This window comes from Streptomyces sp. NPDC051105, from assembly GCF_040682795.1.
Taxonomy (GTDB): domain Bacteria; phylum Actinomycetota; class Actinomycetes; order Streptomycetales; family Streptomycetaceae; genus Streptomyces.
Window position 1 is genome coordinate 16,983 of record NZ_JBFBBR010000012.1, and the last position, 17,636, is coordinate 34,618.

Here is a 17,636-nt window from a genome sequence, read left to right on the forward strand (position 1 = left end):
GGTCTCTCCCTGTTTCGTTCTTCCATGCACTTATACGATTCGAACGCGTGGTTGGTTTCCTTACTCTGCGTAATCTCAGTCCTAATTAAGGGGTTGTTAAGGAATCAGCCCGAAACCAAGCGGCGAATAGCTCCCGCCCGTGGCCGATTTCACATGCCGGTCCGGCATGTGACGGCGTCAGATGCCCGCGATGGTCCGGGATGTCTCCAGGGTCCGTTCGGCGTAGCCCCGTCCGAAGAGCGCGGTATGCACCAGCAGCGGAAACAGCTGATGCACCGCCACACGCTCGGCCCAGCCGACGGCCAGGGGGGTCACTTCCTGGTACCCCTCCAGAATCAGGTCAAGGTGCGGGCAGCCGAAGAGACGGAGCATCGCCAGATCGGTCTCGCGGTGCCCGCCGTGCGCGGCCGGGTCGATCAGCCGGACCAGGCCGTCGGCGCCCCACAGGACATTGCCGTTCCACAGGTCTCCGTGCAGCCGGGCGGGCGGCTCGGGCGGCCCCGCCACCTCCGGGAGCCGCTCGCAGACCCGCTCGACCACCGCCGACTCGCCGGGCCGCAGGGTCCCCCGGTCGACCGCCATCCGCAGATACGGCAGCACGCGGTGCTCGGCGTACCAGTGCGGCCAGTCGGTGCCCGGCTCGTTGCGCATCGGGGCGCGGCCGATCCAGGCGTCGTCCGGGCCGTCCGGTGGCGCCGCCCCGAAGGCCGGGGCCCCGGCGGCGTGCAGAGCGGCGAGCGCCTGGCCGAAACGCGTCGCCGCCTCGGCGGCCGGGCGTCCGGCGGGGACCAGTTCGGTCACCAGCCACCGCTCGTCGTGTCCCAGCACCTCGGGCACCGCGACCGCTCCGGCGGCGGCCAGCCAGCGCAGCCCGGCCGCCTCGGCCGGTACCGTGCCGGGGTCGTCGCCGCGCTTGACCATGACGGCGTGCCCGCCCGCGAGCATCACCTCCGCCAGGCTGTCCGACCGTGCCCGCACGGCCGAGACCGGCCGCCCGGTGAGCCGGGCGGCCGCCGCGCCTGCCCCTTCGCCGTCGTCGACCACGGTCACCAGGGTACGGGCCGTCCCAGGTCAGGAGCCCCAGGTGCCCTGGTCCACGGCGCAGTTCCACCCCGTGCCGTGCAGGGCGAACTTCACCTTGTAGGTGTGGGTGTTCAGCAGATGCGTCTGCACCTTCACGCCGAGACTGGCCTTCTTCTTCAGCGTCGTCGTGTACACCGACACCGTCTTCGACGTCTTGTGGCTGACCTTGCCGCCCTTGGCCGTGGCGCTGCCGAAGCGGATGTTCTTCACGTCCGTGACGGTGAACGTGACCTTCTTGAAGCTCTTGCTCGCGCTGGTGTTCTTCACCGCGAAGTACAGGCCGCCGTTGGTGACCCAGCCGCCCGAGTTCACGTAGAAGCGGCTCGGATAGACGATGTCGACCGGGCAGCCGGTGCTCCGGGCCGCCCCGGCCTGCGCGGACGCGCCGGTCGCGAGGCCCAGTTGGGCGGCGGTGACGACGCCGGTGGCAGCCAGGACGCCGAAAGAAGTGAGCATACGGTTCACTGCGGTGATACCTCCCCCTGCGGTATTCATCGGACAGTAGAGGAGGTTGCCACCTCGGCGGCCTGAAAGCACCCGTATTTCCACGGGACTTCCCTGGTCCTGCTCGACAGGCTGCCGGACCTCGCCCTGGCCGTGCCGGCCGCCCAACCGGTATGGCGGACGGCTTCATGAAGCGTATCCCGGAGCGGCTGCCGGTGACCTGGCAGCCCTCAGTCCGGCCGGCCTCGGGCGCAGAGCAGGAGAGTGAGCACACGTCGGGGGAGGCGGCCGGGCATACGGGTCCTGGTCCTTGTCAGGCGGGCTTTCGGAGTCGGACGGCCTTTCGGATCGAGGCTAGACGCGGCCGCGCGGCCGCGCGACCGTACGACCCGACCGGTCCGGACGGGGGAGGGGGCATGGCCGAACCACGCCCGGGGGGCCGGGGACGGGTGCACGGCCGGTACCCCGGCCGCCCTGTGCCCTGGGAAACAGCCAGGTCACATTGACCCTCACAGTGATGGCCCCGGAGCGCGCCCCGCGACCCTCCCGCTCCCGGTGAGGAGAGCGACATCCGAGTAACTCCCTTGTTACGCAAGGATTGACGCGCCCCACGTGCCCCTCTAGTTTCTGATCGCCCCTCCGAACTGCGTTCGAAATCTCGGACACCCCCCTTCGTCTGGAGCGCACATGAACGGCACCCCCCTGTCGCGCCGTCACTTCCTCGGCGCGGCCGCGACCGTCCCCCTAGCCGCCACCGGCGCCCTCGCCCTCGGCGCCGGAACCGCCCGGGCCGCCACCAACTCGGCCTACGTGATGTGCTACTTCACCGAGTCCCCCGACATGCTGGCCGCCAACTACGGCCTGCACCTGGCGGTCAGCACCGACGGCCTCCAGTGGACCCCGCTCAACCAGAACAACCCCGTCGCCACCCCCACCGCGGGCTCGCTCGGCCTGCGCGACCCGTTCATCCTGCGCAAGCAGGACGGCACCTTCGTGGTGCTCGCCACCGACCTGAACGGCACCGACTGGACCTACGTCAGCCAGTACATCCATGTCTGGGACTCCACCGACCTGCGCAGCTTCACCGGCTACCGGCGGATGAAACTCCACGACATGGACACCCACAGCTGGGCGCCCGAGGCGTTCTGGGACGCCGGCCGCGGCGAGTACGGCGTCATCTACTCCGCCGTCAACGACAGCGGCCACAACGTCATCATGATCAACTACACCGGTGACTTCGTGACCGCCGGCGACCCCCAGGTCTTCTTCGACCCCGGCTACGACGTCATCGACGGCGACCTGGCGGTCGGCGTGAACGGCGTCAACTACCTGTACTTCAAGAAGAACTCGACCCTGGTCGGCGCCCGCTCCACCTCGCTCAACCCGGGCAGCTTCACCGAGTTCAGTACGGCCGTCTCGCACAACGGCACCGAGGCGCCGACCCTGGTCAAGTCCCTCGCCTCCGGTTCGACCTGGTACCTCTGGGGCGACACCTGGTCCCCGAACGGCGTCTTCTACGCCTGGGGGACCAGCGCCCTGTTCGCCGGTACCTGGACGGCCCTCGACCAGAAGACCTACACCCAGCCGCTCAACTCCAAGCACTGCGGCATCCAGCCCATCACCTCGACCGAGTACAACAACCTCGTCGCCAAGTGGGGCACCCCCGCCTGGAACCGGCTGAAGTCCTACAACTATCCGGCCCGCTACGTCCGGCACAGCAACTTCGTCGGCCGGATCGACGAATACGCCTTCGACCCGTACACCGACGGCATGTGGAAGCTGGTCCCGGGCCTCGCCGACGGCAGTGGCGTGTCCTTCCAGTCGGTCAACTACCCGACCCGCTACCTGCGCCACTACAACTACCAGCTGCAGCTCGACGTGAACGACAGCACGACCGCATTCGCCCAGGACGCCACGTTCTACCGGACGGCCGGCCTCGCCGACTCCTCCTGGTCGTCTTTCCGGTCGTACAACTACCCGACGCGCTACATCCGCCACTCCGACTACGTGCTGCGGATCGACCCCGTCTCCACGAGCACGGAGCAGGCCGACGCCACCTTCTACGTCGGCTACTGACGCCGCGGCGGGTCCGTCGTGCGGCGACACGCCGACGACGGGCCCGGCCACCCCCGAATGGCGGTGTGCCGCCGGGTGCGATTGACCCAGCCGGGCGGTGTTGGGCGTGTCGTCACCACGGATGGGCGGCCTGGATGGTGCAGCGCGTGGGGCTGGCTGACGGTGGTTCATGTCGGGGCCGGGTCGTTTCAGCCGATGGAGTATCCGCTGCCCGGCCACGGCGGAAGGACATCGAGATGCGTTCTGCCCGCATGATCCTCGCGACGACGGCCGCCACCGCAGCCCTCGCCTTCGCGGCACCCGGCGCTCAGGCCGCGGTCGCGCAGGACTGGGACAACGGAGGCCGTGACGACTCTTCCTACAGCAAGGAGCACAACGACGACAGCAGCCACGAAGTGCCGCGTGACGGGATGTACACGGGCGGCGGAGTACTCGCCGTGGCGAAGCTGAGCGACGAATGGGACTCGGACAGCGGCAGCGACAGCAAGTTCGACCCCGAAACCTACAAGGACAAGGACGAAGGCCAAGGAGGCAAGGGCGGCAAGGGCGACAGCGGAGACAAGGGCGATAAGGGGGACAGCGGAGACAAGGGCGACAAGGGTGACAGGGGGAGTGGCGAGGGCCGGGACGAGGGCGGCTCGTGGGGGGACGACGAGGACAGTGAGAAGCCGCACGGCGGTATGCACACCGGTGGCGGCGGCCTCGCGACGCCCGGGGTGACGGCCGGCGGGCTGGCCGTCCTCGGTGTGGCGGCCGCCGGTGCCTACGCGCTGCGGCGCAGGAAGGCCGTCGGGTCCGTGTCCTGACGGGCTTGCGCATACGGGAGCCGCGGCCGCCGACCGTCGTGGGCGCGGCCGCGGCCCCGTTCCGCCCCTCCCGCTGCCGTGCCGAGAAAGGTGACCTGTGATGGCAGCCGGCTCCTCCTCCCCGAACCCCGAGACCCCCCGCCCCGACGCCCCGGATCCCGAGAACCCGGATGGCACCCGGCGCGCCGGACGGCTGCCCGTGTGGGGCGTGGCCGTCCTGCTCCTGGCCGTGGCGATGCTCTTCGGACACGGCAAGGCCTCCGACGCCTCGGGCAACATGCCGGCCGAGAGCGCGGACGCCGCCCCCTCGGGCGGTGCGCGCCGGTCCGGCGAGGCGCTGTCCCGGTCCGCGCCGACCCGTCTGCTCATCCCGAAGATCGGTGTCGACGCCCCCTTCACCACTCTCACCCTCGCCCCCTCGGGCCAGCTCCAGCCACCGCCCGCCGCCGACACCAACCTCGTCGGCTGGTACGCCGAGGGCCCCGCGCCCGGCGAGGCGGGCACCGCGATCATCGCCGGGCACGTCGACACCAAGACCTCGGCGGCCGTCTTCGTCCGGCTGGACGAACTGGAGCCCGGCGACCGCTTCACGGTGCTCCGGGACGACGGCACGCAGGCGGACTTCGTGGTCGACAGCGCCGACACGTTCGCGAAGGACGACTTCCCCAGCAAACGCGTCTACGCGGACACCTCCCGTCCGGAGGTACGCCTGATCACCTGTGCCGGCGACTACGATCATGACGTGAAGGACTACACCGAGAATCTGGTGGTCTTCGGCCACCTCGTCTGAGCGGCCTCTTCCCCGACTCCCTGGCCTTCGACCCGGACCGCGCGACCCGGACCGCTGACCCAACGCCGAACAGGCGCCTCCGCGGGGCGACCATGATTCGGCGGGTACGGCTGGAGCTCGCCCCCGGCCGGGCCGTCCGGCCGGGGGCCCTGGCGACGGTCCGCCGCGCCCTCGTGATGAAGGTACGGCGGCGCGCCGAGCGCGCATGAGCACGGTAAGGGTGTCGTCCGCGGGCGGCTGAGTGGGTCAGCCGCCCGTCGACTCCCGTACCACCAGGCGGAAGGGGCCGATGAACTCCTCCCGCTCCGGCCCGGGCCCGGCCGGGTCGATGCGCGCCGCCAGCAGGGCGACCGCGCGTTCGGCCATCAGGTCGTGGTCCGGGTCGACGGTGGACAGGGAGGGGACGAGGTAGGCGCTCTCGTCGACGTTGTCGAAGCCGATCACCTTGACCCGCTCCGGCACCCGGAGTCCGGCGTCGGCGAGCGCGCGCAGGACTCCCATGGCCACCGTGTCCGTCACACAGAACACCCCGTCGAGATCGAGGCCGCCGGCCACCTTCTCCCGGATGCGGCGGGCGGCCTCCCGCATGGTGAGCGACTCGGCGGTCACCACCAGCTCCGGGTCGGCCGGCAGCCCCGCGGCCGCCAGCGCCCGCAGATATCCGGCGTGCCGCAGACTCGACACGTCGGCCTCGCTGCCCAGCCGCCCGCACACCAGGGCGATCCGCCGGCAGCCCCGCTCGACGAGATGGCGGGTCGCCGCCTCCGAGGCCGCCTCGTTCGGCATGGCGACATGGTCGACGGGCCCGCCGAAGATCCGCTCGCCCAGGATCACCACCGGATGGTCGACCTCCAGCGCCTCGACATCGGCCGGTCCCATCCCGACGGTGCTGAGGATGAGCCCGTCGTAAAGCCGGTTGCGGGACAGGGCGAGGGCCGCCAGCTCGTTCTCCCGGCGGGCGCCGGTCTGCTCGATGCTCACCCCGAGGCCGTGCCGGTCGGCCGCCGCGATGATGGAGGCGGCCAGCCGGCCGTAGTACGGGCGGTTGATCTCGGGGACCGCCAGGCAGATCGTCCCGGTACGGCCCTTGCGCAGATTGCGGGCGGCTACGTTGACCCGGTAGTCGAGCCGGGTCATCGCCTCCAGGACGCGGTCGCGGGTGGCGGGGCGGACGTTGGGATGGCCGTTGATCACGTTGGAGACGGTCATCGCCGACACTCCGGCCGCCTTCGCCACGTCCTGGATCGTCGCCACGCTCACTCCCGCCTGCTGTCCTCGGCAACAAGACGATAGAGGGCCGCCCCATGGGCGGGCAGTTCGACGATCAGCCGCCGGCCGTCGTGGGCGGTGTCGGTGCGGGTCCAGACCTCCCGGACCCGGTCGCGGGGCTCGGCCCCGATCGACCCCAGGGGTACCTCGAAGCGGCGCTCCTCGTCCGCCAGCGAGAACACCGCCGCGTACCGGGTGTGCCCGTCGGTGTCCCGGGCGGTCCACAGCACCAGGTCCCGCTCCCGCAGCACCTCCCGGTTGCCGGTGCTGTGCCACAGGACGTCGAGCGCCTCGTCGTTGGTGAGCAGTTCGATGGTCTCGGGCCGGCTGGTGGGCAGGTCCCCGCCCATCATCAACGGTGACCGGGAGATCAGCCAGAGAGTGAGCAGACTGGTCTGCTCGGCGTGGGTGAGGGCCGACTGGCGGTCCGCGCCGCGCTCCGCGCGGATGCCGATGCGGCCCAGCGGCAGCATGTCGGCGTCCGCCCAGCCCTGTCGGCCCTGCCAGGGGGCCCAGCGGGCCATCCGCGCGAACTGCGCCTCGACGTCCTCCCAGCGGTCCCACAGGTCGTCGCAGACCCGCCACATGGTGGCGTGCTCCCGCAGGTGGTCGAGGCGCGCCAGGGACATGTCCGTGCCGGGGGAGAGGCTCAGCTCGATCGGCCGCCCGCTGCGCTCGACGGCCCGGGCGTAGGCGGCGATCTCCCGCTCGTGGTACGGGAAGAGCATGTCGTCGGCCTTGACGAAGTCGACTCCCCAAGCCGCGAATTGGGTTACCTGGCTGTCGTAGTAGGCCTGGGCGCCGGGGTGGCCGTGATCGAGGCCGTAGTTGTCGGAGTTCCAGGGGCACACGGAGTCGGTGTCGGCGACGTCGGCGGCCGTGAACTCCGTCCCGAGCACCGGGAGTCCCGCCTCGACCGCCCGCCGCGGGATGCCCCGCATGATGTGCAGCCCGAACCGCAGGCCCATGCCGTGCACTCGCTCGGCCAGCGGACCGAACCCGGCCCCGGCCGCGGCGGAGGGGAACCTGTTCGGTGCGGGGAGCTGACGGCCGTGGGCGTCGAGGACGAGCGGGGCGTCCGGGTTGTAGCCGTGCGCCCGGGCGGTGGGCTCGTACCACTGGATGTCCACGACCACGGTGTCCCAGCCGTGCGGCAGCAGGTGCTCGCGCATGAACTCCGCGTTGGCGAGGACCTCTTCCTCGGTGACGGTGGTGCCGTAACAGTCCCAGCTGTTCCAGCCCGTCGGCGGCCGCAGGTGGCGCGGGGGCAGCGGGCGTGGGGATCGGGTCATGGGCGCACTCCTGGGGGTCAGCGCTGGGTCAGTGGGGCCTGGACGGTGACGAACGAGTGCGGCGGGAGGGAGAGCCGAAGGCCGTGAGCGACGGCCTCGAGGTCCTCGAACGCCTGCGGAGCAACGGCCCTCGAGGCCTTTGGCGAGTTGTGGGCCTGGAGCTTGTCGGCCGTGAGGACCCGGGCGGTCGGCTCGCCCAGGGTGCCGCCGCGCAGGTCGAGGGTGACGTCGGCGGGTTCCTCGGCGTCGAGGTTGCTGAGCGAGATCAGGACCGTGCCGTCCTTCACGCTGGCGGAGGCGGAGAGGGTGTCGAGTTCGGCGTCCCCGACCCGGCGCCGGGTCCCCTCGCCGCGTAGGTGCACCGGTAGCGACGTGGCGTCCTGATGGCCCTTGTTCATCTCGAAGACGTGGTAGGTCGGGGTCAGTACCAGGGTGTCGCCGTCGGTCAGGAGCATGGCTTGGAGCACGTTGACGGTCTGGGCGATGTTGGCCATGTGCAGGCGGGCGGCATGCTTGTGGAAGATGTCGAAGTGGGTGCTCGCCACCAGCGCGTCGCGCAGGGTGTTCTGCTGGAAGAGGAAGCCGGGATCGGTGCCGGGCTCCACGTCCCACCAGGTGCCCCACTCGTCGAGGACCAGGCCGACCGTGCGGCCCGGGTCGTAGACGTCCATCACCGTGGAGTGGCCGGTGAGGATGCGGTCGACGCGGCGGGCCGACAGCATCGTGCGGTAGTAGTCGTCGGCGGTGAACTCGGTGGCGCTGCCCTTGGCCTCCCAGGGGCCGGAGAGCGTGTAGTAGTGCACGGACAGGCCCTGGAAGAAGGTCTTCGGGGTGGCCTCGCAGCCGAAGCAGCTGATCTGCTGCATCAGGGTCTCGGTCCACTTGTAGTCGGCGTCGGAGGCGCCCGAGGCGATGCGGTAGAGCTTGTTGTCGCCGTGGTCGCGGCAGTAGGTGGCGTACTGGCGGGCGAGGTCGGCCGAGTACTCGGCCCGCATGTTGCCGCCGCAGCCCCAGGTCTCGTTGCCGATGCCCCAGAACCTGACCCGCCACGGCGCCGCACGGCCGTTCTCCTTGCGCAGCCGCACCATCGGGCTGTCGCCGTCCCGGGTGAGGTACTCGACCCACTCGCTCATCTCGCGGACGGTGCCCGAGCCGACGTTGCCGCTGATGTAGGGCTCGGCGCCGAGGAGTTCGCACAGGGCCATGAACTCGTGGGTGCCGAAGTGGTTGTTCTCCTCGACGTTGCCCCAGTGCGTGTTGACCATCCGGGGCCGCTGTTCGCGCGGGCCGATGCCGTCCCGCCAGTGGTACTCGTCGGCGAAACAGCCGCCGGGCCAGCGGAGGTTGGGGATGTCCAGGGCGCGCAGCGCTTCGACGACATCCAGACGGATGCCGCCCTCGTTGGGGAGCGGGGAGTCTTCGCCGACCCAGAAGCCGCCGTAGACGCAGCGACCGAGGTGTTCGGCGAAGTGGCCGTAGAGGTGGCGGCTGATGATCGGGCCTGCGATGTCGAGATTGATGATCGCGGTGGCGGTGGGCACGCGGGTACTCCTGTCCGGGAGGCCGTTTGGTCGATATACCGAACGGCGTTCGGAGACCGCTTGTATCGATAAAAAGCTGCCATCGGGGCGGGGATGCGTCAAGGGTGGTGCACCGGGCGGGAAGGGGTCGGGCCGGAAGACGGGCGAAAGGTGCCACGTCGTTGTTTCACCGCTGGCAGAGGCCGGCGCGGGTCGCCCGAAGTGACGCCTCCGGCATCTCACATACGCGGGTCTGCTCCACGGCCGAGGCGTCGGCTACGGGGAGAAGCATCAGGACCGGCATCCCCCAAGACCTCCCTGCACCGCTGCCTGAAGCGGTGGCGGTGCAGGGAGCCGGGTGGCCGTCGCATACCTGCTATAGGTCCGTTCCCGGAGTCGTCGGGGCCGAAGCCACCGCGCTCGCGGTCGGCTCGATTCGGGCTAGGCGTCGCGCCTGTGCAGCAGCAGGCTGCCGACCAGCAGCGCGGCCGCGGCCCACGCCGCGAGCACGCCCAGGCCGGCCCAGGGGCCGATGGGCAGCTCGTGCAGACGGACGGTGGCTTGGACCGCGAGTCCGGCGGTCATGGGCGAGATCTCCTGGAGGCGGCGCTGCCACTCCGGGTCCTTGACCACCTGGGTGACGACCGGGAAGAGGTAGAGCAGCCCGAGCACGATCCCGATGGCGGTCGTGGCCTCCCGGACCGCCGTCGCCACGCCGAGGCCGATCAGGGCGATCAGGACGAGGTAGAGGACCGAGCCCACGGCCGCGCGCAGGGTCGGTCCGTCGGCGAGGGACAGCGGGGCGTAGCCGTGCGCCTCGGTGAATCCGTTGCCGGGCAGGATGTAGCGGCCGACGAGGAGGGAGGCCAGAACGGCAGCCGCCCCGGAGGCCAGGACCACCGTGGTGAGGACCGTCGCCTTGGCGGTGAGGACGGTGAGCCGGTTCGGCACCGCCGTGAGCGTGGTGCGGATCATCCCGGTGCCGTACTCGCCGCTGACGGCCAGCACCGCGAAGACGGCGATGACCGCCTGCCCGACGGTGACGCCGGTCAGGGCGAGCTGGACGGCGTCCCGGCCGCACCCCGCGTCCGGGCACTTCACGGCCTTGGCGGTACCGCAGCCGACGGCCAAGGTCAGCGCCACGGCGAGCAGCAGCAGCCTCCCTGTTCCCCCTGCGGTGCGCAGCTTCGTCCACTCCGCGCGCAGGGCACGGCCGAAGTCCCCTCGCCACGCGCCGTCCGCCGTGCTCGTGAGGCGTGCACCGCTCAGGAGAGTCATACGTCCCTCCCGCGCAGCCGCACCACGGCCAGACCAAAGACGAGCGCGGCGTATCCGCACAGCACGGCGAGGCCGGCCCATGGTGCCAGCGGGTAGTAGCCGGTCGACGGCTGGTACACGCTGAGTACCTGCGCGTACTGCGGCAGGGTCTGCTGGATGGCGAAGCCCGCGGCCGGGGTCACCCGCAGCAGCCATTCCGATGCGCCCGGGGGCAGTACGCCGGAGGTGGCGAGCAGGAAGGGCAGCACGATCGACGCGATGACCAGGGCGACCGCCGTGCCGCTGCGCCGCAGCAGGGCACCGACGCCGAGTGCGAGCACGGCGGCCGCCGCGCAGAGCAGGCCCGTGCCGACCACGACGCGCACCTCGGTCGCCGACGTGACGGGAAAGACATGGAAACCCCTGCCGTGCGCGCTGCGTTCCCCGATGGGAACGGTGATCGCGGCGGCCACCAGGCCGATGGCGGACGCGACGCCACCGGCCACCAGCGCCTTGGCACCAAGCACCTGGCCGCGCAGGGGAGTTGCCGCCATGGTGGTACGCAGCAGACCGCGTCGGTACTCGCCGGTGATGAACACCGTGCCCACGGCGATCACCACGATCAGCCCGGCGAAGGTGCCGACGAGGAAGTTCTCGACGGAGAAGCCGACGCCCATGACGGGCCCGCCGACGACCGGTGCGACGTCACCGGCCCCGGTCACGGTGAACCCGCCGCCATCGATCTGGGTGAAGCCGCCCTTGGTGGTGTTCGGGTAGCTGCCGGAGGTGCCCGCGTCGCTGCCCACATGTATGCCGCTCCACGCGCTCCGGGACCAGCCGCCGGTGAGGCCGGGACGGCCGAAGGTGCCGGTGGCCACAGCGGGGCTGAAGCCCGTGCCCGCCCCGGTGTCCTGCTTCGCCTCCGGTGACGTCGCGAAGAGCCCGGCCTGCACGGTGCGCGCAAGCCCCGGCAGCTTCGCATGGCCGACCCTGGCCCAGTGGGAGCCGTCGGTGGAGGTGGAACCGGTGAGACTGTCACCGGAGCGGACCAGGCGCAGCCAGCGCGGGGACTCCTGGGAGACAGGGCCGGAAGGGCCCGCCGTGTCGTGCGTGTAGTCGTACTGCATGCGCACGCCGTGGCCGCCGGTGGCCATGACCGCCGCGTACGGGGATCCCTGGGTGAGGCTTTCCTTCACGATGATCCCGGCCTTGGCCCAGGGCTGGGCGCTCTGGGCTTTCTTGCCGGTCCCGGGGTCGGCCACACCAGTCAGCGACAGCAGGGGAACGGTCAGGGTGCCGTCGCCGGTGAGCGACTTGCGAACGAAGTAGAAGCTGTCGTTGACGGCCTCGCCGCCGGGGCCCTTCGGGTACGAGGCGGAGTGGGCACCGCGACCGCCGGGGGCGGCCGTGCCGAGCAGGCCGACCACGATCGTCACCAGGAGCGCCCCCGCCATGGCGAGGACCCAGCCGTGTACCGTACGGAACTTCGTCCACTCGGCGTGCAGCGTCCTGAGGAACCCGCTCCGCTCAGCGCGCCTCGTGGCCGGGGGGCGAGGGGTGAGGGTGGCTGTCATCGCGTGGCCTCCCTCGCCGGGATGCCCCGGTACTCCACCGCGTCCCGGGTGAGCTCCATGTATGCCTCTTCGAGCGTCGCCCGATGCGTGGACACCTGGGAGAACGGCACCCCGTTCCGGGCGAGCAGGGCCACGATCTCCTCGTCGGGCAGGCCCGTGACGCCGAGAGTGTCGGGGCCGGTGGCGAGAACGGTGGCGCCCGCGCCGTGCAGGACCTGGGCGGCGCGCGGAGGCGCGGAGGTACGCAGGGTGACCCGGCCGCCGGACGCCGCGGCGAGCAGTTCGGACACGCTGGCGTCCGCGACGACCCGGCCGCGGCCGATCACCACGAGATGGTCCGCGGTGTCCTCGAGTTCGCTCATCAGGTGACTGGAGACCAGGACGGCGCGCCCCTGCCGGGCCAGCGACGACAGGAAGCCGCGCATCCACACGATGCCGTCGGGGTCGAGGCCGTTGAACGGCTCGTCCAGCATGACGATCGGCGGGTCGCCGAGCAGCGCCGCCGCGATTCCCAGGCGCTGGCGCATGCCCAGCGAGAAGCCGCCGGCCTTGCGCCGGGCCGCCGTGCCCAGACCGGCCTGTTCGATGACCTCGTCCACCCGCAGGGCCGGCACGCCCTGTGAGTGGGCCAGCCACAGCAGGTGGTTACGGGCGGTGCGGCTCGGCTGCAGCGCGGAGGCGTCGAGCAGTGCCCCCAGGTGCCGAAGCGGGCGGCGCAGGGTGCGGTACGGCACCCCTGCGACCAGAGCATCTCCCTCCTCAGCCGCGTCAAGGCCCAGGATCACGCGCATGGTGGTGGACTTGCCCGCGCCGTTCGGGCCGACGAAGCCGGTCACCCGGCCGGGCCGCACGGTGAACGTCATCCCGTCCAGAGCCAGCTGTGACCCGAAGCGTTTACGCAGACCGATGACCTCGATCGTCGCCTTCGTACTCTCCTTGTTCATGGGCCCCACCCTGTGACGAAGCGAGTTACAGGGGCCGAACGGCCGCTGTCATCTCCCTGTTAGGCGCCACGGCTTAGCCTGGCCCGGTACGTGTCCTCGTGCGGTGGCGAGAGGGGAGCATGCGGATGAAATGGGGTTCGCCCCGACGGCTCGCGGGCCTGACCGCCCGGCTCGGCCTGCGCCGTGGCACCGCCCGCACCCGCTTCACCGCCTGGTACGTGACTCTGTTCCTGCTGTCAGGAACGGCGCTGCTCGCGATCGCGGCCGTGGTGGCATCCGGCGGATCGCGCTCCAGCCAGACCGCCCCCGATGGCGGCACTCGGCCCGCCACGGCGGCACAGGCCCAGGGCCGCATCGACGACCTGGAGCAGCAGCTGGCTCAGGCGCACGGTACCCCGTCCCAGCAGATCCTGATCGGCTCCGCCATCGCCCTCGGCGTCATGACGGTGATCTCGGTCGGCCTCGGCTGGTTCGTCGCCGGCCGGGTGCTGCGCCCGCTGCGCGTGATGACAGCGGCCACCCGCCGGATCACCGCCGACAGCTTGCACGAACGCCTGGCCATCGGCGGCCCCGGTGACGAGGTGAAGGACCTCGCCGACACCATCGACGACCTCCTCGGCCGCCTGGAGGGCTCCTTCGACGCCCAGCGCCTCTTCGTCGCCAACGCCTCCCACGAGCTGCGTACCCCACTCACCACCATGCGGGCCTCCCTGGACGTGGCGCTCGCCAAGCCGGGCCCGGTACCCGAGACCACGGTCACGCTGGCCGCCAGGATGCGCGCCGAACTCGACCAGGTGGAGCGGCTGCTGGAGAGTTTCCTCGTCCTGGCTCGCACCCAGCACGGCGAGTTCACCGACCGGGCGCGCCTCGGCCTCGGCCAACTCGCGCTGACCGCCCTGACCGGACGGGCAAAGGACATCGAGGCCCAGGGCCTGACCGTGCGCGAAAACCGGATCGACGGCTCCGCGTGGGTGTGGGGCAGCCAGACGCTGCTGCGCCGCGTGGCCGACAACGTGGTCGACAACGCGATCGCGCACAACGCCCCCGGGGGCTGGATCAGTGTCGCGGTACGGGCTGAAGGAGACGACGCAGGCGCGGTGTCCCTCGTCGTCGAGTCCAGCGGACCGGTCCTCGACCAGCAGCGGGTGGCGGACCTCGCGCAGCCTTTCCGCCGCCTGGGCGCCGACCGGACCGGCACCGGCCGGGGCAGCGGCCTCGGCCTCTCCATCGTCGCGGCCATCACCCAGGCCCACCACGGCACCCTGGACCTGCGCGCCCGCCCCGACGGCGGCCTGCGCGTCACCATCACCCTCCCCCGTACGGACGGCAGGGCGACGGCGGGAGCCCCCGACGCGGAGACGGGCGTGGTGTGTTGAGGGTCCTGGTGGTCGAGGACACCCGCCCCCTCGCCGAAGTCATCGCCGAGGGACTGCGCGACCAGGGCATGGCCGTGGACGTGGCCCACGACGGGCTCGACGCCGCGGCCAAGTTGGACGTCACCACGTACGACGTCGTCGTACTCGACCGCGACCTGCCAGGCATCCACGGCGACACCCTCTGCCAGATGATCACCGAGCGGGACGGCCGCGTGATGGTCCTGATGCTGACCGCCGCCGGCTCACCCGGCGACCGCGTCAGCGGCCTGACCCTGGGCGCCGACGACTACCTCGCCAAGCCCTTCCACTTTCCCGAACTCGTCCTGCGCATCCGCGCCCTGGCCCGCCGCCGCCCCGCCGCCCGATCCCGCACTCTGCGCACGGCGGGCATCGAACTCGACCCGATGCGCCGCACCGCCAGCCGCGACGGCCGCCAACTCGACCTGTCCGTCAAGGAGTTCGCGGTACTCGAAGCCCTCCTGAGCGCGAGCCCCGCGTTCCTCAGCACGGAGGGCCTCCTCGAACAGGTCTGGGACGAACACGCCGACCCGTTCACCAACACCGTCACGGTGACCATCAGCCGCCTGCGCCGCAAACTCGGCGACCCCCCGGTCATCGCCACCACGCCCGGCGTGGGGTACCGGATCACCGACCCGTCCGTCCCGCCCGGCTGAGCAGCCGACAGGGGCCGGCGGCCCGCGAGCGGAGGGCGTGCCCGGTGCACCCGACTCCAGTCGTCTGCGCAGCCGACGTCGGAGACTGACACGCGCGATTCCACGCGCCAGAAGTCGTCGCCCACGACCCGGACTTCGCTCGTATTCCGGTCCCTCCCCGGAAATGACGAACGGTCACCTCCCGCGCGCTCGCGAGGGAGGTGACCCGTGCGGAGAGAGGGGCGTCAGACCGCCGTCGCCGGGAACGTCGGGTACTCGACACCGGAGACGTGCTGGACGACCCGGACCACCTGGCAGGAGTAGCCGAACTCGTTGTCGTACCAGAGGTAGAGGATCGCGTTGTCGCCCTCCACCTTCAGGGCGCCGGCGTCGACGATCGACGCGTGGCGCGAGCCGATGAAGTCGCTGGAGACCGCGTCCGGGGCGGTGATGAAGTCGATCTGGCGCCTCAGCGGCGAGGTCAGCGACACCTCGCGGAGGTAGTCCAGGACCTCCTCGCGGGATGCCTCGCGGGCCAGCTGGAGGTTGAGGATCGCGATCGACACGTCCGGCACCGGGACCCGGATCGAGCTGCCGGTGATCCGCGCCTTGAGGTCGGGCAGCGCCTTCGCGACGGCGGACGCGGCACCCGTCTCGGTGATGACCATGTTGAGCGGCGCGGACCGGCCGCGACGCTCCGACTTGTGGTAATTGTCCAGCAGGTTCTGGTCGTTGGTGAACGAGTGGACCGTCTCCACGTGCCCGCGCAGCACCCCGTACTCGTCGGCCATGGCCTTGAGTGGCGGCACGATCGCGTTGGTGGTGCAGGACGCGCAGGACAGGATCTGCTCGTCCGGCTTGATGGTGTCGTGGTTGACGCCGTGCACGATGTTCGGGACGTCACCCTTGCCCGGCGCGGTCAGCACGACCTTCTCGATGCCGGGCCGCAGGTGCGTCGACAGGCCCTCGCGGTCCCGCCACTTGCCCGTGTTGTCGATGAGGATCGCGTTCCGGATGCCGTACGCCGTGTAGTCCACCTGGGACGGGTCGTCGGCGTAGATCACCTTGATCTCGTTGCCGTTGGCGAGGATCGTGCTGTTCTCCTCGTCGACGGTGATCGTGCCCTGGAACTGGCCGTGGATGGAGTCGCGGCGCAGCAGCGAGGCGCGCTTCACGATGTCCTGGGCCCCGCCGCCGCGCACCACGATGGCCCGCAGGCGCAGCCCGTTGCCGGAGCCGGACTTCTCGATGAGCAGCCGGGCGACCAGGCGGCCGATGCGGCCGAATCCGTACAGGACGACATCGCGCGGCTCGCGCTGCTCGATCTTGTTGGCGCCGGTGGCCCCGGCAACCGCCTCCGCGGTGAACGCCTCGACGTCCAGGCCCCGGTCATCGGCCTTGTAGGTCGCGGCGAGCATGCCGATGTCGATCTGGGAGGGGCCGAGGTCGAGCGTGGTGAGTGCCTGCAGGAAGGGCATCGTCTCGGTGACGGAGAGCTCGGCGCCGGCTATCTGGCGGGCGAACCGGTGCGTCTTGAGGATGCTGACCACCGACTTGTTCACCAAGGAGCGGCTGTGGAGGAGGACGGTCACGTCCCGCTCTCGGTGCAGCTTCCCGATGATCGGGATCATCGACTCCGCGATCTCCTCGCGGTTCTTCCAGTTGGTGAACGAGTCGTCGTTGACAGTCACAGATCTACTCTCGATCGAGCTAGGTGGCGCTCATATGCTAAACCGACCGGTCGATGATCGATCAAGGGGGTCCCGGTGTGATGTGGGCCGACCCGGTGTGACGTCCGTCGCGGGGCTCCGATCCGGTGCGGGCTCAGGTCCTGGCGGTGGCCCGCGCGCCCCTGCGCCCGGGTGCCTTCGGCGCGCAAAAAGACCGGTGGCGCCGATCACTGTGTCGAGATCGGCGCCACCGGTCGGGGGCTGGACGGCACGCGGCCCAAGCGGCTCGGGCGGCGTCGGCCGCGGTGCGGCAGCCCGTCGAAGGGGCGCGGGGCCGCACCGCGATGCGGTCCCGCCGCGACGGAGCCGCAGCCGGACGACGGCACGTCACGCCGTCTGCGGGGAAGCGCCTAGCGAGGGTTGAAGATCACGCTCGCGAAGGGGACGCTGCGGGGCGCCGAGTGCCCGGGAGCGATCCGCAGCGCCGTGCCCTTGCACTTCTGCTTGCTGTAGACGACGAGCGCCTTCTTCGTGGCGTTCTGCGGACCGCGCGCCTCCTGCGCCAGGTCCAGGCACCTGCGGTCCGGCGGGTTCTGGATGGCGTACGCCTTGCCCTTGGGTCCGACCCAGACGAACGTCCCGTCGGCGGCGGCGGCAGGACCGATGGTGATGACGGCGAGGGCGAGGCCGCCGAGAACGGCGGCGATCGGACGGCTGAGGCGCATCGTGATGTCCTTCGTGAGCGGTGAGAACGGTGAAAAAGGGCGACGCCGGAATCGACGGGGAGACCGAGGCCCGTCGCCATCACACACCGTCACCGCGCCCGGACGCCCCGACGACACGGAAACGTCCCACGTCCGGGGGACCTCCGTCGACCTGCCG

Annotated in this window: 15 protein-coding genes; 5 read left to right on the plus strand and 10 right to left on the minus strand. The window is 70.9% G+C overall.

Translation table 11 applies throughout. From position 1 onward, the window contains the following. Positions 1–177 precede the first annotated feature (177 nt). Together AB0N16_RS27740 and AB0N16_RS27745 are read right to left on the minus strand one after the other, a co-directional pair. Complete coding sequence (locus AB0N16_RS27740) at positions 178–1,044, minus strand: fructosamine kinase family protein (protein ID WP_365801235.1); 867 nt, start codon at positions 1,042–1,044, stop codon at positions 178–180. Between the two features lie 27 nt (positions 1,045–1,071). Continuing rightward, positions 1,072–1,539, minus strand: coding sequence for a hypothetical protein (locus AB0N16_RS27745; protein WP_365801237.1), 468 nt, complete (start codon positions 1,537–1,539; stop codon positions 1,072–1,074). Between the two features lie 675 nt (positions 1,540–2,214). On the opposite strand from AB0N16_RS27745, the gene AB0N16_RS27750 reads away from it, so the two are divergent. From AB0N16_RS27750 to AB0N16_RS27760, 3 genes are all read left to right on the plus strand, one after another. Then, entirely contained in the window at positions 2,215–3,603 is a 1,389-nt protein-coding gene (locus tag AB0N16_RS27750) for a glycoside hydrolase family 43 protein (protein ID WP_365801239.1), read from the plus strand. A gap of 236 nt (positions 3,604–3,839) precedes the next feature. Then, positions 3,840–4,409, plus strand: a complete 570-nt coding sequence (locus tag AB0N16_RS27755) for a hypothetical protein (protein ID WP_365801241.1) — start codon at positions 3,840–3,842, stop codon at positions 4,407–4,409. Between the two features lie 235 nt (positions 4,410–4,644). Beyond that, positions 4,645–5,199 (plus strand): class F sortase, encoded by a 555-nt coding sequence (locus AB0N16_RS27760; RefSeq protein WP_365801574.1) that lies wholly within the window; start codon positions 4,645–4,647, stop codon positions 5,197–5,199. A gap of 246 nt (positions 5,200–5,445) precedes the next feature. Here AB0N16_RS27760 and AB0N16_RS27765 read toward each other — a convergent pair whose 3' ends face one another. From AB0N16_RS27765 to AB0N16_RS27790, 6 genes are all read right to left on the minus strand, one after another. After that, entirely contained in the window at positions 5,446–6,453 is a 1,008-nt protein-coding gene (locus tag AB0N16_RS27765; protein WP_365801243.1) for a LacI family DNA-binding transcriptional regulator, read from the minus strand. Positions 6,454–6,455: 2 nt separating this feature from the next. Then, positions 6,456–7,760 carry a glycoside hydrolase family 27 protein gene (locus tag AB0N16_RS27770; RefSeq protein ID WP_365801245.1) on the minus strand — a complete coding sequence of 435 codons (1,305 nt, stop codon included), beginning with the start codon at positions 7,758–7,760 and terminating at the stop codon, positions 6,456–6,458. A gap of 17 nt (positions 7,761–7,777) precedes the next feature. Then, positions 7,778–9,301 carry an alpha-L-arabinofuranosidase C-terminal domain-containing protein gene (locus tag AB0N16_RS27775; protein WP_365801247.1) on the minus strand — a complete coding sequence of 508 codons (1,524 nt, stop codon included), beginning with the start codon at positions 9,299–9,301 and terminating at the stop codon, positions 7,778–7,780. 420 nt (positions 9,302–9,721) lie between these two features. After that, entirely contained in the window at positions 9,722–10,558 is an 837-nt protein-coding gene (locus AB0N16_RS27780; protein ID WP_365801249.1) for an ABC transporter permease subunit, read from the minus strand. Beyond that, positions 10,555–12,111: an ABC transporter permease subunit gene (locus AB0N16_RS27785; protein WP_365801251.1), complete on the minus strand. Its 1,557-nt coding sequence runs from the start codon at positions 12,109–12,111 to the stop codon at positions 10,555–10,557. The genes AB0N16_RS27780 and AB0N16_RS27785 overlap by 4 nt, the downstream gene beginning before the upstream one ends. Continuing rightward, the gene (locus AB0N16_RS27790; protein ID WP_365801253.1) at positions 12,108–13,055 is read right to left on the minus strand and encodes an ATP-binding cassette domain-containing protein; all 948 of its coding nucleotides are present in this window, start codon (positions 13,053–13,055) and stop codon (positions 12,108–12,110) included. Before AB0N16_RS27790 ends, AB0N16_RS27785 begins: the two co-directional genes overlap by 4 nt. A 125-nt stretch (positions 13,056–13,180) precedes the next feature. Here AB0N16_RS27790 and AB0N16_RS27795 point away from each other — a divergent pair, with 125 nt between their 5' ends. Together AB0N16_RS27795 and AB0N16_RS27800 are read left to right on the plus strand one after the other, a co-directional pair. Beyond that, entirely contained in the window at positions 13,181–14,431 is a 1,251-nt protein-coding gene (locus AB0N16_RS27795) for a HAMP domain-containing sensor histidine kinase (protein WP_365801255.1), read from the plus strand. Then, positions 14,428–15,105 (plus strand): response regulator transcription factor, encoded by a 678-nt coding sequence (locus tag AB0N16_RS27800; RefSeq protein ID WP_365801576.1) that lies wholly within the window; start codon positions 14,428–14,430, stop codon positions 15,103–15,105. The genes AB0N16_RS27795 and AB0N16_RS27800 overlap by 4 nt, the downstream gene beginning before the upstream one ends. A gap of 224 nt (positions 15,106–15,329) precedes the next feature. On the opposite strand, the gene AB0N16_RS27805 is transcribed toward AB0N16_RS27800, so the two are convergent. Both AB0N16_RS27805 and AB0N16_RS27810 read right to left on the minus strand, forming a co-directional pair. Then, a complete protein-coding gene (locus AB0N16_RS27805) occupies positions 15,330–16,775 on the minus strand; it encodes a glyceraldehyde-3-phosphate dehydrogenase (protein ID WP_365801257.1) in 1,446 nt (481 codons plus the stop codon). Positions 16,776–17,164: 389 nt separating this feature from the next. Then, positions 17,165–17,479 (minus strand): hypothetical protein, encoded by a 315-nt coding sequence (locus AB0N16_RS27810; protein WP_365801259.1) that lies wholly within the window; start codon positions 17,477–17,479, stop codon positions 17,165–17,167. Positions 17,480–17,636: the final 157 nt, after the last annotated feature.

Coding starts and splice junctions, on each gene's coding strand:
- AB0N16_RS27790 (WP_365801253.1), bottom strand. CDS start 13,055: ATGAACAAGGAGAGTACGAAGGCGACGATCGAGGTCATCGGTCTGCGT.
- AB0N16_RS27780 (WP_365801249.1), bottom strand. CDS start 10,558: ATGACTCTCCTGAGCGGTGCACGCCTCACGAGCACGGCGGACGGCGCG.
- AB0N16_RS27750 (WP_365801239.1), top strand. CDS start 2,215: ATGAACGGCACCCCCCTGTCGCGCCGTCACTTCCTCGGCGCGGCCGCG.
- AB0N16_RS27785 (WP_365801251.1), bottom strand. CDS start 12,111: ATGACAGCCACCCTCACCCCTCGCCCCCCGGCCACGAGGCGCGCTGAG.
- AB0N16_RS27760 (WP_365801574.1), top strand. CDS start 4,645: ATGCTCTTCGGACACGGCAAGGCCTCCGACGCCTCGGGCAACATGCCG.
- AB0N16_RS27770 (WP_365801245.1), bottom strand. CDS start 7,760: ATGACCCGATCCCCACGCCCGCTGCCCCCGCGCCACCTGCGGCCGCCG.
- AB0N16_RS27795 (WP_365801255.1), top strand. CDS start 13,181: ATGAAATGGGGTTCGCCCCGACGGCTCGCGGGCCTGACCGCCCGGCTC.
- AB0N16_RS27755 (WP_365801241.1), top strand. CDS start 3,840: ATGCGTTCTGCCCGCATGATCCTCGCGACGACGGCCGCCACCGCAGCC.
- AB0N16_RS27810 (WP_365801259.1), bottom strand. CDS start 17,479: ATGCGCCTCAGCCGTCCGATCGCCGCCGTTCTCGGCGGCCTCGCCCTC.
- AB0N16_RS27745 (WP_365801237.1), bottom strand. CDS start 1,539: ATGCTCACTTCTTTCGGCGTCCTGGCTGCCACCGGCGTCGTCACCGCC.